General features: G+C 67.0%; 12 protein-coding genes and 2 pseudogenes. 10 read left to right on the top strand and 4 right to left on the bottom strand.

Annotated features, from left to right (window positions below; translation table 11 throughout):
• The first annotated feature begins 89 nt into the window (after positions 1 to 89).
• Both ACZ518_RS31785 and ACZ518_RS31780 read left to right on the top strand, forming a co-directional pair.
• Positions 90 to 494, top strand: a complete 405-nt coding sequence (locus tag ACZ518_RS31785; protein ID WP_469116487.1) for an alpha/beta hydrolase fold domain-containing protein — start codon at positions 90 to 92, stop codon at positions 492 to 494.
• Positions 437 to 688, top strand: a complete 252-nt coding sequence (locus ACZ518_RS31780) for a hypothetical protein (protein ID WP_469116486.1) — start codon at positions 437 to 439, stop codon at positions 686 to 688. Before ACZ518_RS31785 ends, ACZ518_RS31780 begins: the two co-directional genes overlap by 58 nt.
• Here the strand turns inward: ACZ518_RS31780 and ACZ518_RS31775 are convergent.
• A complete protein-coding gene (locus ACZ518_RS31775) occupies positions 676 to 1,893 on the bottom strand; it encodes a M6 family metalloprotease domain-containing protein (RefSeq protein WP_469116485.1) in 1,218 nt (405 codons plus the stop codon). The two genes, ACZ518_RS31780 and ACZ518_RS31775, sit on opposite strands and share 13 nt — an antisense overlap.
• Before the next feature lie 319 nt (positions 1,894 to 2,212).
• On the opposite strand from ACZ518_RS31775, the pseudogene ACZ518_RS31770 reads away from it, so the two are divergent.
• Positions 2,213 to 3,092 (top strand): annotated as a pseudogene (locus tag ACZ518_RS31770) (IS5 family transposase).
• 122 nt (positions 3,093 to 3,214) lie between these two features.
• Here ACZ518_RS31770 and ACZ518_RS31765 read toward each other — a convergent pair.
• Entirely contained in the window at positions 3,215 to 3,442 is a 228-nt protein-coding gene (locus tag ACZ518_RS31765) for a hypothetical protein (RefSeq protein ID WP_469116484.1), read from the bottom strand.
• A gap of 515 nt (positions 3,443 to 3,957) precedes the next feature.
• Here ACZ518_RS31765 and ACZ518_RS31760 point away from each other — a divergent pair.
• Entirely contained in the window at positions 3,958 to 4,428 is a 471-nt protein-coding gene (locus ACZ518_RS31760) for a GNAT family N-acetyltransferase (RefSeq protein ID WP_469116483.1), read from the top strand.
• A 3-nt stretch (positions 4,429 to 4,431) separates the two neighbouring features.
• On the opposite strand, the pseudogene ACZ518_RS31755 reads toward ACZ518_RS31760, so the two are convergent.
• A pseudogene (locus ACZ518_RS31755) lies at positions 4,432 to 5,565 on the bottom strand (IS630 family transposase).
• A gap of 471 nt (positions 5,566 to 6,036) precedes the next feature.
• On the opposite strand from ACZ518_RS31755, the gene ACZ518_RS31750 reads away from it, so the two are divergent.
• From ACZ518_RS31750 to ACZ518_RS31725, 6 genes are all read left to right on the top strand, one after another.
• The gene (locus ACZ518_RS31750; RefSeq protein ID WP_469116482.1) at positions 6,037 to 6,228 is read left to right on the top strand and encodes a hypothetical protein; all 192 of its coding nucleotides are present in this window, start codon (positions 6,037 to 6,039) and stop codon (positions 6,226 to 6,228) included.
• A gap of 1,077 nt (positions 6,229 to 7,305) precedes the next feature.
• Positions 7,306 to 8,709 carry an ATP-binding protein gene (locus tag ACZ518_RS31745; RefSeq protein ID WP_469116481.1) on the top strand — a complete coding sequence of 468 codons (1,404 nt, stop codon included), beginning with the start codon at positions 7,306 to 7,308 and terminating at the stop codon, positions 8,707 to 8,709.
• Positions 8,710 to 8,729: 20 nt separating this feature from the next.
• On the top strand, positions 8,730 to 9,119 hold the full coding sequence (locus tag ACZ518_RS31740) for a roadblock/LC7 domain-containing protein (protein ID WP_053788756.1): 390 nt from the start codon (positions 8,730 to 8,732) through the stop codon (positions 9,117 to 9,119).
• On the top strand, positions 9,116 to 9,472 hold the full coding sequence (locus ACZ518_RS31735) for a DUF742 domain-containing protein (RefSeq protein WP_393749686.1): 357 nt from the start codon (positions 9,116 to 9,118) through the stop codon (positions 9,470 to 9,472). Before ACZ518_RS31740 ends, ACZ518_RS31735 begins: the two co-directional genes overlap by 4 nt.
• The gene (locus ACZ518_RS31730; RefSeq protein ID WP_469116480.1) at positions 9,453 to 10,076 is read left to right on the top strand and encodes a GTP-binding protein; all 624 of its coding nucleotides are present in this window, start codon (positions 9,453 to 9,455) and stop codon (positions 10,074 to 10,076) included. Before ACZ518_RS31735 ends, ACZ518_RS31730 begins: the two co-directional genes overlap by 20 nt.
• The gene (locus ACZ518_RS31725; protein ID WP_469116479.1) at positions 10,073 to 11,518 is read left to right on the top strand and encodes a cytochrome P450; all 1,446 of its coding nucleotides are present in this window, start codon (positions 10,073 to 10,075) and stop codon (positions 11,516 to 11,518) included. Before ACZ518_RS31730 ends, ACZ518_RS31725 begins: the two co-directional genes overlap by 4 nt.
• Before the next feature lie 331 nt (positions 11,519 to 11,849).
• Here ACZ518_RS31725 and ACZ518_RS31720 read toward each other — a convergent pair whose 3' ends face one another.
• Positions 11,850 to 12,962 carry a terpene synthase family protein gene (locus ACZ518_RS31720; RefSeq protein WP_469116478.1) on the bottom strand — a complete coding sequence of 371 codons (1,113 nt, stop codon included), beginning with the start codon at positions 12,960 to 12,962 and terminating at the stop codon, positions 11,850 to 11,852.
• Positions 12,963 to 14,172 lie beyond the last annotated feature (1,210 nt).

Here is a 14,172-nt window from a genome sequence, read left to right as displayed (position 1 = left end):
CAGCCGCGTCGCAAGCGCACAGGCAAAGAGCCGGGCTCAGTCACGAACTCCTTCAGCGCGACAGGAAGGTGAAGCCGCAGAGGTGCGACGTGGCACTGCTGTACGTGTCCCGCAACGCCACGGTCCTCGACGTCGACCCGGACCGGCCGGTGCTCCACGGCGGCAGCGCCGGTGGCGGACTGGCCGCCGGGACGGCGCCGCTCGCCCGCGACCGCGGCGGCTCACACCTCGCGCTCCATGCTCCCTACGCGATGCTCGACGACCGGAACACGACCGCGTCCAGCCATGAGATCACCGATACCGGCATCTGGGACTGTGCCGCCAACCTCCGTGACAGGCGGCCCCTGTCGGGCGAGGGCGTCGGCACGGGCCGTCCTGATGTGATCTGCGGCCTCGGCGGGCGGCGACACCGTCAGCGCGCGGCGGCGATGACGCCGTGTACGCGAGTTCCGACGACGACAGGGTCGACGGCCGACCCGGGAAGGACGCATTGAACGGCGGCAGCGGTTCGGACACGCTGAACGGCGGACCCGGCACCGACACCTGCACCACCGTCCGGGGCCACCCCATCCGCAATTGCCCGTGGGGGAGGGTCCGAGGGCCGTGCCACTTCCCGGGCGGGGGCTGCCTGCCGACTCCCGGTGGGCAGCCCCCGAGACATTTCACGCTATGCGGTCACCACTTGTAGGTCCAGACGATGTCGTTGTACGCGTCGGAGCTGTTCACGTGGATCCGGATGCGGGCGGTGTCGTCTTGGAATGTCTGGCCGGGTTTCCAGGTCTGCATGTCCAGCGCGGTGCAGTTCCCGGTGGGTGCGGAGGCTTTCGGGTTGCTCACCACGCGGACCGGCCCGCTGCCGCTGGCAGCCGAGGTGTCGACCTTGTAGATCAGTACGCCGGTGGTGCAGGCGTTGGAGTCGTTGTTGGCGGCCTTGCGGGACTCGGCGACGTAGGCCGTGGTGGCGCTGGTCTTGATCACCGCCAGCTTGTAGCCGCTGCCCCCGTATTCCACCCCGTTCAGGTTGGTGGAGTACGTGCCGTTCGTGGACAGGCAGGAGACCTGGCTGTCGGTGATCCATCCGAGCTTCCACGCGTGCCAGCCGAGGAACTGCGGGGCCGAGCCGCTCACCTTGCCCATGACGTCCCAGCCGCCGACGTACTGGTGCTGTTCGCCGTTGAAGGCGTAGAGGTCGGGCAGACCGAAGGTGTGACCGGTCTCGTGGTCGGCGACCTTGTAGCCCCAGTGCCACATGTCCTGTCCGAAGGTCACCGCCCACTTGATCATCACCCAGGCGTTCGTCGCCTTGTTCCAGACCCAGGTCGGGTTGGCGGGGTCCTGGACCCAGGTGGGGGTGTGGGTGATCGCGGCCGCGGTGCTGGTCGGCACGATGTAGAACATGTCGTAGTTGGCGAGGTTGACGCCTGCGGCGGCGGCACCGGCGAGCGCGTCCTTCAGATATACCCGGTGTGTGTCCCAGGAGAACCCGCGCGCCCAGTTGTAGTCGGTGGAGTTCTTCGGCATGCGCACCCAGTTGCCGTATGGGGCTCGCATGTCCAGCCAGACCTTGCCGTTGGATGCCTTCCACATCCAGTCGGCGGCGCCGGATATTTGGTTGTAGTAACGATCGAGAGGCGTGGTGGTCCCGACGGCGTCGGGGAAGTCCACGTAGATCACGCCCACGCGCTTGGTGCCCTCCGGTTTCTGGAACCGGTTGTAGTCGGTTTGCTGGCCCTCGTCGGTGTAGCCGGTCGTCCCCTGGAGCGCACACGCCGAGGTGCTTCCGTTGGCGGTGCCGGCGGGCACGATGACCAGGGCGAGCAGGGTGAGCAGGGCGGACAGGACGAGTACGGGCGCCGCGACGCGCCGGCGTCGCGACGTGAGTGAGGATCTCATGGTGTGCCTCTGTGCGGAGAGGTACGCCTCGTGGGGAGAGGCGAGCCTCTGTGGGGGAAGCCCGCTTTGGGTGACGCGGACATGACATTCTGTTGCCTGCCGATGAATATGGTTGGGGACAGGATGCGGATGCGGCGGCGGCACCAAAAGCTACTGGATCCCCCGAGCATCCGGCGACCAGGTCCGGGCATCCCCACCAGCTCACTCACACACCGTCAATGACCCTGAACCCAAAGCGTTTGGGATCAATAGTGGCGTGCCGTCAGGTTCTGTCCGGCGGATCTTGTAACTGCCTTCTTGCCTGGTCGTTGGGTCCGGCGTGGGGCGGGGCGATCTGACGAATGCGGAGTGGGTACGGCTGGAACCGCGCCTGCCTGCGGCCAGGCTGCGCGGTGGACGCTGGAGCGATCACCTGCAGGTGGTCAACGGGATCCCGTTCCGGGTGCGGACCGGGATTCCATGGCGAGACCTGCCGGATCGGTACGGCAGCTGGAAGACCGTCTACGAGCGTCACCGGCGCTGGTCGGCCGACGGCACCTGGGATCGGATCTTGCATGCGGTACAGGCCGAAGCCGACCTGGCGGGCAAGCTCGACTGGACCACGGTCGGCGTCGACTCCACCACTTGCCGCGCCCACCAGCACGCCGCCGACGCCCGCAAGACCACTCCGCGAGTCCCGAAAAAAGGACCACGCCTCGGAACCACCGTCCCGACGAGGGGCTCGGCCGGTCCCGGGGCGGCCTGACCTGCAAGATCCACCTCGGCGGCGAGGGCGGCTGCCGCCCCCTGGCCCTGCTGGTCACGCCGGGCCAGTGGGGCGACGCACCCCAGTTCACCGAAGTCCTCGCACGGATCCGCGTCGCCCGGGCCGGCGGCGGGCGCCCCCGCACCCGCCCGGACCACGTCAGCGGCGACAAGACATACAGCTCACGCCGCAACCGCGAACACCTGAGAAGACGGCAGATCAAGCACACGATCCCCGAACCGAAGGATCAGCGAGCCAACCGCAGGCGCCGTGGCAGCAAGGGCGGCCGTCCCACCGGCTTCGACAGCGATCTCTGCAAGCGCCGCAACGAGGTCGAGCGGACGATCGACCGGCTCAAACACCACCGGGCCGTCGCTACCCGTCACGACAAGCGCGCCTATGTCTTCCACGGCACCGTCACACCGCCGCCATCCGACTCTGGCTCCGTGAATGATCCGCCGGGCGAGGGGGGGTTGCCACCCGCCGACGGAGAACGTAGTGCGGAGCGGGTGCGGACGCTGTGCGTGTGCCCTCTCCATCCACAGACAGGGGGGCACACGTCACAGGCATGAAGCCTCAGCTGCTGCTGCAGGTGGCAGCGGGAGCCAGTACCCCAGCCAAACCGGTGCAGAGGTTGCCGTTGTTGGCGAGGTTGAGGAGGCCGTTCTGATTCTGCATGTTGCTCTTCCAACTCCAACTCCATTCGCCCGGAGCGGGACTTTCGTCGGCCATGGCTGGCGTGGCGAGTGAGACGGCGGCTCCGACGAGGAGGACGGCAGTGAAAGCGCGCTTCGCGATGTTCATGTTGTGAGCAACGACGCCGACTCTACGAAGACACCTTGATCCGTCGGACAGGCCCTAACCGGAGCTTGCTGCAGGCATCCGTCCCCGCAGCCTGGAGACCTGCAGGTGATCCAATCACGCGGCGTCGCGACACGCTGCGGATCCTCGACCAGTCTCCGTTCAACCGGCTTCAGCGCAGGCTCGGTCGACACCCCGCCAGGAGAGACGGGAGGCACGATCAGGCGTGGGGGCGGCGGTGGCTCGTCAGGACCTTGCGCCGTCTGAAACGGCAGAATGGTCTCGCAGTTCGGTCACTGCGAAGCCGGGGCCGCCCACGGCAAGGCTGCCGTCGGGTGCGGCCGTCGGGTCCGATGCTGACCGTTTGCTGACCTAATCCCGGCCACCATGCCGCTGAACTGCGGAAATGCCCAGATGCTAGTGCCGGATCAGGCAACGTTTGCCCTGTTGATCGTGTGCCGTGACGCCTGAGCGGGGGTGACAGCGCTCAGGCGTCGGCGGTGTGGAAGGCTGGGCCGGTGACTGCGACCCTCCGTCCTCTGGACGCCGAACACTTCCCTGCCTGGCTCGAACGTAGTCGAGCCGAGTACGCCAAGGAGCTCGTTGCTCTGGGGCAGACGTCCGAGGACGCCTACCGGCAGGCGGACGAGACCATGGCGCTCTCCTTTCCGTCCGGGCCACCGACCCCGGATCACGCGGTCTTCGATGTGGTCGACGATGCCGGGGTAGCCGTCGGCTACCTCTGGATCGGACCGGACAGGAGTGACGACGCCGGTGCCTGGTGGGTCTGGGACATTGTGATCGACGCCGACAAGCGTGGTCAGGGCCTGGGCCGAATGGCCATGCTCCTCGGCGAGGAATACGCCCGGGCGCGGGGCGCTCATACTCTGGGTCTCAGCGTCGCCGGGTTCAACACCGGCGCACATGGCCTTTACGAGTCGCTCGGCTACGAGACGACCTCGGTGAAGATGCGCAAGAAAATCGGCTGAGCCTCAGGCGACGTTTGCCCTGCCGACGACGGCGCGTAGGCGCCAGTCGTCGGCGTGACGGTTCCGCCAGATGATGTAGCGGCGGATCATGCTGCCCTGTTCCTTGTGGTCGGCGTGGTCGGTGCCGTCGAGGGTGAAGTAGCGCAGGGCCGTGAACTGGGCCTCGATGCGGTTAAGCCAGGAGCTGTTGGTCGGGGTGCAGGCCATCTCGACGTTGTTCGCCTCCGCCCAGGTGCCGACGCGCTGGCACTTCTTCGTGGTCAGGTGCGGGGAGAAGTTGTCACTGACGATCGCGATCCGGACCTCGGGCGTTAGAGGCTGCGCAGGTAGCGGCAGAACTCCAGGAACTGGGTCCGCCTCTTGATCGGCTTGATGTGGCCGTAGAGCTTGTCCTTGGCCAGGTCCAGGGCGGCGAACAGGTGCCGCACTCCGCCGTAGCGGTTGTAGGTCGCCCGGCGCCGTCGGCGGGGTTCACGGTCGGGGTCCCTGTGCTTGCCGCCGCGTTCGGCCCACTGGCGGCCCGGGTGGGGCACCAGGTTGAGGGGACCGAACTCGTCCATGCAGAAGATGACTTCGGGCTCGCCGTCCTCGGGTATTGACCTCGCCGTCGGCGATCGCGTAGAGGTGCTCGACGCGGGCCTTCTTGGCCGCGTAGTCCGGATCACGGGAGGTCTTCCAGGTGTTCAGCCGTTGAAAGGAGACGCCTTCCTCGCGGAGCAGGATGCGCAGGCCCTCGTGGCTGATGTCGTCGACCACCCCCTCGGCGACCAGGAAGTCCGCCAGCTTGGTCAGACTCCAGGTCGAGAACGGCAGGTCATGCTCGGTGGGCTTGGACTTTGCGATCTTCTTGATCTCGCGGCGTTCGGGCAGCGTGAAGGTCCTGGGCCGGCCGCCCTTGTACTTCGGATACAGCGAGTCGAAGCCGCCGGTGTTGAAGTTGTGGATCACATCCCGGACCCGGTCGCCGCTGGTGAACGACACCTCGGCGATCCTGGCCACGGGCATGCCCTGCGCGGACAGCAGCACCATCTGGGCCCGCCTCCAGGTCACCACCGACCCGGTGCCCCGACGGATGATCCGCAGCAGCAGCCGCCCCTCGGCGTCATCGATCTCACGGACCTGCACTCGTATCGCCACCCGGACAGGGTGACCGTCGCCCGCCGCCCGGCACAGCACCCGGACGGCGCGTCACATCACGACAGGGCAAACGTTGCCTGACGCGGCACTAGGTATCGGACTTGAACATGGTGCGAAGCATGAAATAACTCCCGGTTTGTCTGCTCCCTGCCTGCTTACCGCAGGTCAAGGGCGTGCTCCGGAGCCTACAACGATTCGCATCTTCGGTCAGCTCTCCCCAGGTCTTTCAGGACTCATGCTGACCGTTTGCCGACTTTTCCGACGCGCCGTCAGGCCGGTAGGGTAGCTCTCCAGCACCCTCCGACCCGCTGCCGAACGACGACCAGTCGAGACACTCGCGGCTGCGCGCCGAGTCCGAGATCCTCTCCTTCCTCGACGCCCTCCTCGGACGCCTGCACGAGACCTTCGCCATGGACTCCGCGACGCTCCTGGAACGCAGCACATATCCTCGTCGGCGCCCAGGCGGCAATCGTGCGCGCCAACCTGGACCGGGCCGACTGGCGGGATGCCGGATCGGTGGGGGCGGGGGTCGCGATCACAGCGGCCGCCGCGCTCACGGCCAGCAAGCTCGGCCGGTTGACAGAGCGGTGCACGGCCGACGCTCCGGGGCCGACCGGGGCCCGGCCTGCCATGGGCATACCCGACGGGGAACGCCTCGCCTGACTCGAACCACTGGCTCGACCTGACCGCCGCACTCGCCGGCCTGATCGCCGCAGCCGCCGCACTGGCAGCGGCGGTCGGCCTCACCGGCGCGCAATGGGCACACTGATCGCCCCCTTCGCGCTCCTCTCCGTCCTGACCATGGGCCGCTCCGCCGGGCTCGAGGCGGCACGCACCTTGCCGACGGCAGCGCTCGACTAAGGCGATCCGCGCGGCAGCGCCGTACCGCGCAATGTCGTGGTCGGATATCTGCGGCGGGTGCGCGCCGCCGCCGCGGATCCGGAACGGATCGTGATCTACTCCGGCTACGCGAAGGGCCTCGGCCGCAGCCTCGACGGGCCTGTCCGCGATCCCCGTGCCCGTAGACGTGCCACCAGGACCGCAGCTGCAAGGCTCCTTGGCGTGGCGAAATGTGAATTGCCTGTACGTGGCAGGGGTGACTCGGCGCCATTCGCGAAGGAGGTTTTCCCGACAGCGAATGGCGGGCCAGAGGATCACGGATCCCCCCTCGCCACCCGACAGGCAGGTGACGTACGACGACGCCAATGCCGTGCCTGCGGAGGCGTCCTTGCTCCATGGCACGCACGGGCCTCGAGGTGGCGGAGGCCGGATCTGGGAGCCATGAGCAGCAAGCTGCTGGATGCAGTCGATTCCATCCATTTTCAGTGCGTGTCACGGCGGTGATCGATCAACTATGGGTCCAGATCGATCAACGGAGCTTTTCGCTCCAGTCAAGGCCACCTGGCGTACCCGAACTGACTATGCTCGCCCCGCGTGTTGCGCTGCACTCACCGCGAGTCGAACGTCGCATTGCGCGCAGACTAAGCCTGGCCGCAGAGAGGCGTGACCACCGATGCGATCTCGAACCGGCCCGTCGGGCACACCCATTGGAACATCTTTGCCCGGCCGAGCGAAGTCCCGACCGTTCTTGTCGTCGCACCGCATCACGCCCAGTCCACTAATTCCAGACTGTTTAGGGACCCTTCGATGGTTCGTGCAGGTTCAACCCCTAGAGCGCTGCCACGTGCAACTGCTCCAGCATGGCTAATCCCCCCTGGTGTCCTGGCTGGGGCCTGCGTCGTGGTGCTGATCTGTGTTTCCGCGCAGATACGCACGCCGGTTGCCTGGTGCGGCCTCGTCGCGGTCGTCCTGACGGCCATCACTTCAACTGAGACGACGCGCCGGACGCGCTCGGCAGAGGCGGCCCGCTACGCGCGGGCGAATGCCGAGGTACAGCGGTACTACGCGCAACGCGAGACCGTGCTGCTCGCGCGCTTGTCCGATCAGCGGGCCACCACTGTATGGCTCGCCGAAGAGCTCCTCCCCGCGGCTGTCGCCCGCCTGCAGCAGGGTGAGCCCGTTTCGGAGATCCTTCAGTCCGTCCCGTTCGGGGAACATCTCGACAGCGAGTTCGCCGAAGCGCTCCGGGCAGCTCTGCGGACGCTCCTGGAAGCCGTGGATGCCGAGGAACGCACACGGGACTCGTCGCAGCGGGCACTGGTGGCGATCGCCCGGCGGGTCCAGGCGATCGTGCATCAGCTCGCCAAGGACCTGCGCGACATGCAGATCCTGCATGGTACGGATGTAGTGGTCTCCCATGGCCTGCAGGACATCGACCATCGCAATGCCCTGATCGGGCGCCTTGCGGCCAGCATCGCGGTACTGGGTGACGCCCGGCCCGGTCGTCAGTGGTCGAAGGCGATCCCGCTGTACGACGTCGTGCGAGGAGCCATGTCCCGCATCGTGGACTACCCCCGCGTGAAGCTGCAGTCGGTGACAGAGGTGGCTGTGATCGGCCCGGGAGCCGAGCCGCTGATCCACCTGCTCGCCGAGTTGCTCGACAACGCCACGACCTTCTCACCGCCGCACGCCCCGGTCGAGGTGACCGCGAGCGAGGTGCCCTCCGGTGTCGCGATCGAGATCGAGGACCGTGGGGTCGGGCTCACCGAAGAGGCCCGCCAGCGCATCGACCGCGTGATGGCTCAGGCATCCTCCGGCATGGATCTGGCCGACCTGGGCGAGGCGACGCAGCTCGGCCTGCCCGTCGTCAGCAGGCTGGCCCGCGAGCACGGCCTCGACGTCGACTTGCGCACCTCCGCGTACGGAGGCGTGCGGGCCGTCGTGCTCGTTCCGCGGCGCCTGATCACCACAGTTCAGCAGCCTGCCCCGAAAGTCCAACAGGTCACGCCGAGGCCCACGGGCGCACCGGCCGTGCCGAGGCCGACGATGACGCGCGATGCCGCAGCAGATTCCGTCGAGGCCGAAAAGACGGTGAACGGACTGCCGCAGCGGCGACGCGAGTCACCCGTCCTGACACCGGTCGTCCGCACGTCCCCCCATCCCCCGGCCGCTCCGGCCGCCACCCCGGGAACGGCCGGCGCACCTCGGCAGCCAGGCCTGATGTGGGAGGCGTTCAGCGGCGAAAAGAGACCGAGTACGGGCCCTTCCATTCGAACCATCGAGCCATCAGACGAGGGTGAGTAACCGTGCCGCCACTGCCCAACATGGACTGGATGCTCAAGGAGCTCGCAGCCAGCGTCCCGTACGTGCGACACGTGGTCGTGTTGTCGTCGGACGGTCTGTGCATCGGTCAAGCGAACACGGAGCCCGACACCGCTGACGCGATCGCCGCTGCCTGCTCGGGCATCCAAAGCCTGGCGAAGGCCATCGCACAGAAGTTCCCGCACGGAGACGGCTCGACCCACATGGTCGGGATCGAAGTCGACGGCGGATACTTCTCCCTCATGGCGGCCGGACCCGGGGCCTATCTCGCGGTGCTGGCCGATGCGGAGGTGGACGCGGGGTTGCTGGGCGACCGCATGCGTACGCTGGTGGTCCGGATCGGCCAGCACATGACCAGCCCGCCTCGTGAGGACGTCGGGCAGGCGATGTGACGTCACAGAACCAGGACGCATGGGACGAAGGCAGTCCCGTGCCGCTTTATGTCATCTCCGGTGGCCCAGGTTCCTCAGCCAAAGCCTTCAACCTGGTCACCCTCGTCGCATCGAGGTCCGCACCCGAACCTGGTATGCAGCCCGAGCAGGCAGCCATCCTCACCATGTGCCAATACCCGCTGTCGGTGGCCGAGATTTCCGCGTATCTCAGCCTGCCGTTCAGCGTCATCACGGTGCTGCTCTCCAAGCTCGTGGACAACGAGCGAGTTCAGGCTACTGCTCCCGTACCTGTCGCGGCGGTCCCCGAACTTGGCCTTCTGGAGGCGGTGATCCATGGACTACGTAGGCTCTGATGCACCCGCCGCCCGCCCCCGCCGCTCGGACGTGCTGCTGCCGCACGGCGCCAGGGGAGTCAAGGTCGTGATTGTTGGCGGCTTCGGGGTGGGCAAGACGACCATGGTCGGGGCGGTGAGCGAGATCCCGCCCCTGACCACCGAAGAAACCATGACTCAGGCCGGCGTCGGGATCGACCACAATCCCGGTGCGGAAGGTAAGAACACCACGACCGTTGCTATGGACTTCGGCCGCATCAGCATCAACGAGGAGCTGATCCTCTATCTCTTCGGGACGCCGGGACAGGAGCGCTTCTGGTTCTTGTGGAACGGCATCTTCGAAGGCGCGCTCGGTGCCGTGGTCCTCGTCGACACCCGGAGGATCGAAGTCTGTTTCGAGATCATCACCCGTCTGGAAGACCGCCGCGTCCCCTTCGTCGTGGCTGTCAACACCTTCCCCGAGGCGCCGCAGCACCCGGTACCAGCCCTGCGTACTGCTCTGGCGCTCAACGAATCGGTGCCCATCATCACCTGTGACGCACGCGACCGGTCGTCCAGCCGCGACGCCCTGCTCTCGCTGATGGGCTACCTGTGCACCCTCGCCGCCGCTCAGGAGACCGTATGACCGTCCCACCCACTGACCACACCACCACGGAACCAGGGCTCACCCCGCCCCCGGGTTGCCCGGCCCACACCGCCACGGGACTCGACGCAGCGACCCCGCTCTGGGGCGCCGCTGCCGAGACCGACCCCATGGGCCTGTACGAAAAGTTGCGTGCCGCCCATGGTCCGGTGGCGCCCGTCCTGCTCGACGGAGATGTACGGGCCTGGCTCGTCCTGGGATACCTCGAGAACCGTGATGTGGCCAGCCGCTCCACCCAGTTCTCCCGCGACCCCCGCACCTGGCACGGCTGGAAGAGCGGCGAGATCGACGCCACCACCTCGCCGCTGGTGCCGATGATCGGCTGGCGACCCGACTGCGTATGTGCGGACGGCGAAGAGCACCAGCGCCTGCGCGGCGCGGTCACGGCCGGCCTCAACCAGTTCGACCAACGCGGAATCCGCCGCCACATCACCCGCTTCGCGCACCAGCTGGTCGATGAGTTCTGCGAAACGGGCAACGCGGAGCTGGTCGGTCAGTTCACCGAGCACCTGCCCATGCTCGTTCTCACCCACCTGCTCGGAATGCCGGACGAGTACGGCCCCAAGCTCGTGCACGCCGCCCGGGACCTCTTCAAGGGCACCGAAACGTCGCTCGCGAGCAACGCCTACGTGCTGGAGACCCTCGAGCAGCTTGTCGTCGCCAAGCGCGCCCTGCCCGGGCAGGACATCGCATCCGTACTGATGGCCCACCCGGCCGGCCTCACGGACGAGGAGGTTCAGCACCACCTGCGCCTCATCCTGCTCGCGGGCTATGAGACGACCGCCAATCTCATGTCCAACGTGCTCCGAATGGTGGTCACCGACCCGCGGTTCCGCGGGTCGTTGGCCGGCGGCCAGATGACCTTGCCGGAAGCAGTGGAGCAAGTGCTCTGGGACGAGCCACCGCTGATGGTGTGCCCGGGCCGCTGGGCCACCGGTGACACCTCTCTCGGAGGACAGGAGATCAAGGCGGGAGACATGCTCCTGCTGGGCCTGGCCGCCGGAAACGTCGATCAGGTGGTCCGCCCGGACCCCTCGACCCGCGTGCACCACAACCGCGCGCACCTGTCCTTCAGCGCCGGCGCCCATGAGTGCCCGGGCCAGGACATCGGCCGTGTCATCGCCGATACCGGCATCGACATCCTGCTCACCCGGCTTCCCGACATCAGCCTGGCGGTGCCCGAGGAAGAGCTCACCTGGCGCTCCTCCACCTGGTCCCGGCATCTGACGGCGCTGCCCGTGAAGTTCGCGTCCCGCAGTCGGGAAGCCCATGATGTACTGACACCGCTGCCGGCCGCGCCCCCGCCGAGCAGCAGTATTCCGACGGCGTCCCAATGGCCGGTATCCGAGCCCGAGTTGTCGCGCCCAACCGAACCCCGCACCTCGTGGGGGGCGCGGCTGAGGCGGTTTCTGCGGAGGCTGTAGGCCTCGCAGCTCGCATCAGAGCCGAGCACCACAGCCTAGGAGACTGCCCGACGGCGTGGGTCGGCAGCCTCCTCCGAGCTGGGCGAGCACCAACCAAATGCTCGTACCGTCGGGCGCGGCTCCTGAGTCGAAAGCGGCTGTGCGGGAACAGCAGGTCGTCCACAGCTCCCCGGCCCAGGCGTTCGGCGTCTGCGGCCGGGCGGGACTCTCTCCGCGGTGCAGCGCCCGGTGGGCAGCGCTCGCCCGGTCGTAGTTGCCGCGTATCCAGTGCGGACAGGTGGACCACGATGAACCACTCGGCGCCCACGTCGCGCTCGTCGTACGGCGCCCTTCACGCGTGCGTCGACGTTGTGAGGCCTGATGACGCTGAGACATACCGCTCGCCGGTGGGCGCAGCGGCGGTGGAAGTCCGTTGCTCTTGGAACGGACCGTCTGCCGGAACGTAGCGAGGCGCCCCGGTGTACCACGCATGGAGGCCGGACAGGAAACTGCAGGCTCCCCGGAGCCACGCCTCCAGCTCGATCCGTTCGCCGTGGTTCAACCCGGCTCGCTGGACGACCGGGGGCAGTTCGCTCCGTATGAGGTGCTCGAAGTGGCGTAGTCGGGCGGTCACCAGATCGGCGGCCGCACGCATCGCCTCCTGGACGGTGATGCGCAGGGATGTTTGGAGGACTATGACGAGGTTGTTGACGTCGTGTTCGTCATGGACTTCCCGCTGATAGGAGGCAATGTCGTTCGCCATTCCCATGTAGTCCATGAAGGCGTCGAGCAATGCGCAGAAGGCTCGGCTGTGCCGGATCTGCTCAGGGATCCGTGCGCCAGTGGAGAGTTCGACGGAGTAGGGGGCGGTATAGGCGGCAAAGCTTTCACGGCGGAACTGGGCATACTCGATGAGGTCCGGGACACGGCCGGCGCGGCTGTTGGCCAGTTCCTGAACTCCCGCGTCGATGTACCGTGCCAGGGCACGGTTGAGCCCCTGCTGCCAGTGCGCCATTCTCGGGGGGAACAGCCGTTGCTGGAGGTAGGCCATGCCCCTTTCGACGGCATTGGTCGGCTCCGGCAACCGGGCGCCCGGCTCCGGCGACAGGAAGGCATGGAGGCGGGCGGTGAAGGCTTGTGCGCCTGTGAGGTCGCCCGTCCGTTTGAAGGCGGAGGCGAAGTAGTCGTCCCAGGCCAGAGCCCAGAGGTTGAGCCGGTGATTGAGCCGGAGGTCGGTGAGTGAGGCGTCAGGAAGAGCCCAGGCGGTCAGCTGGTCAACGGTCATGGCGTGGAACTGGTTCAGGGTCCAGATTGCCCGGCGGGCCGACGGTGCTTCGCCGCTGTCCAGCATGCCCATCTCTCGCGCCCACGTCTCGGTCTCCTCGCGCAGGGCCAGCAGGTACGGATTCACCCGCACCGGGTACGGCATCCGCAGTATGGGCAGCTTGATGGCCTGCACTGTCATGAGATCCCTGCTTCCCTTCCGGCGCGCATGTCCTGGTCACGCGGCGGCGTCTGCGTGACCAGGACATGCAGGTGCTGCGCGAGCACGACGAGCAGACCGCCGGAGTCCCGGCACCGCAGCGATACGAACCGGTGACGCCCCGTCACGAGCTCGAGATCATCCCGTGGCGGGTCTCTGGCGCGTCCGGGTCATGCCCCTTGATCGGGGACTGGACGAGGATCGCGAATGTCAGTTCCTGGGACATGGTTTCTCCCTCCGAGACGGCCCATAGGCTCACGATTCACTGCTGCCACGGGGACGGACGCCGAACCGTTCCCACCCTTTGGTGCTCCAAAACGTGCGCCCACCCCGGCCAATCCGCAACCCCGCGTAGCCGTCCTCGGCCCGCAATTAAGGCCGGTTTGCGGGGAATGAAACGATCCTTCTGGGTCAACTTGGCTCAAATTCGATCCCGAAGCTAGCCATGATCAACCAATGATCGTCAGTCGGCATGCGCGCGCGGTCCCGATATGGTCCGCGCGAGATGGAAGCAGCTCCGGGTCGACTCTGCGTTCCCATCGGACAGCAAGTCGTTTATCGCGTACGCATGCGGGCGGCGCATCAGCTTGGCACACTCGCAGAGCTTGAAGAACCAGCCCATGCCACGGCGAGCTGGCGGGCCATGTGGGGGTATTCCGGTACGGGCTGGAGAGGCCGCGCTGTCACGCTTGTAGGTCAGCATCGGCGCAACACAGTCCGGTCTCGTCCTGAGTGATTGCTGACCTGGGACCCCGCAACACCCCTGCAACCTGCACGTATGTCCAGATACTAGGTGTTGGACTTGAACATTGTACGCATCATCGAGGTACTCCTGGGCATAGGCTCCCTGCCTGCGTTTTTGCAGGTCAAGGGCGGTTTCCCTACCTTACAACGAGTCGCATGTCCGGTCAGCTTTCACCAGGTTTTCGAGGACTGATGCTGACCAATTGCCGACTTTTCTGACGCACCGTCAGGCAGGTTTCGAGGGGCTCAGCCGGCTCACTCGCACCCCCACCGCGACGACGACGCCAGCCTACGCAACGACCGTCGGCAGTCGTCCAGGACCACCTTCACTGTGAGCGGATCCACGGCGGCGAGCCGACGGTCGGCACGCGCCAGCGCCTGCACACGGATCAACCCGCCCAGGCTGCGGCACCTACTCCGACGCCCTCGGCGGCGCCGCTCGCGGCTC

The organism is Streptomyces sp. NPDC033966, assembly GCF_055575955.1.
The sequence above is the reverse complement of the archived record's forward strand: the minus strand, read 5'-3'. Positions and strand labels throughout refer to the sequence as shown.

Coding starts and splice junctions, on each gene's coding strand:
- ACZ518_RS31775 (WP_469116485.1), bottom strand. CDS start 1,893: ATGAGATCCTCACTCACGTCGCGACGCCGGCGCGTCGCGGCGCCCGTA.
- ACZ518_RS31765 (WP_469116484.1), bottom strand. CDS start 3,442: ATGAACATCGCGAAGCGCGCTTTCACTGCCGTCCTCCTCGTCGGAGCC.
- ACZ518_RS31740 (WP_053788756.1), top strand. CDS start 8,730: ATGGACTGGATGCTCAAGGAGCTCGCAGCCAGCGTCCCGTACGTGCGA.
- ACZ518_RS31730 (WP_469116480.1), top strand. CDS start 9,453: ATGGACTACGTAGGCTCTGATGCACCCGCCGCCCGCCCCCGCCGCTCG.
- ACZ518_RS31725 (WP_469116479.1), top strand. CDS start 10,073: ATGACCGTCCCACCCACTGACCACACCACCACGGAACCAGGGCTCACC.
- ACZ518_RS31720 (WP_469116478.1), bottom strand. CDS start 12,962: ATGACAGTGCAGGCCATCAAGCTGCCCATACTGCGGATGCCGTACCCG.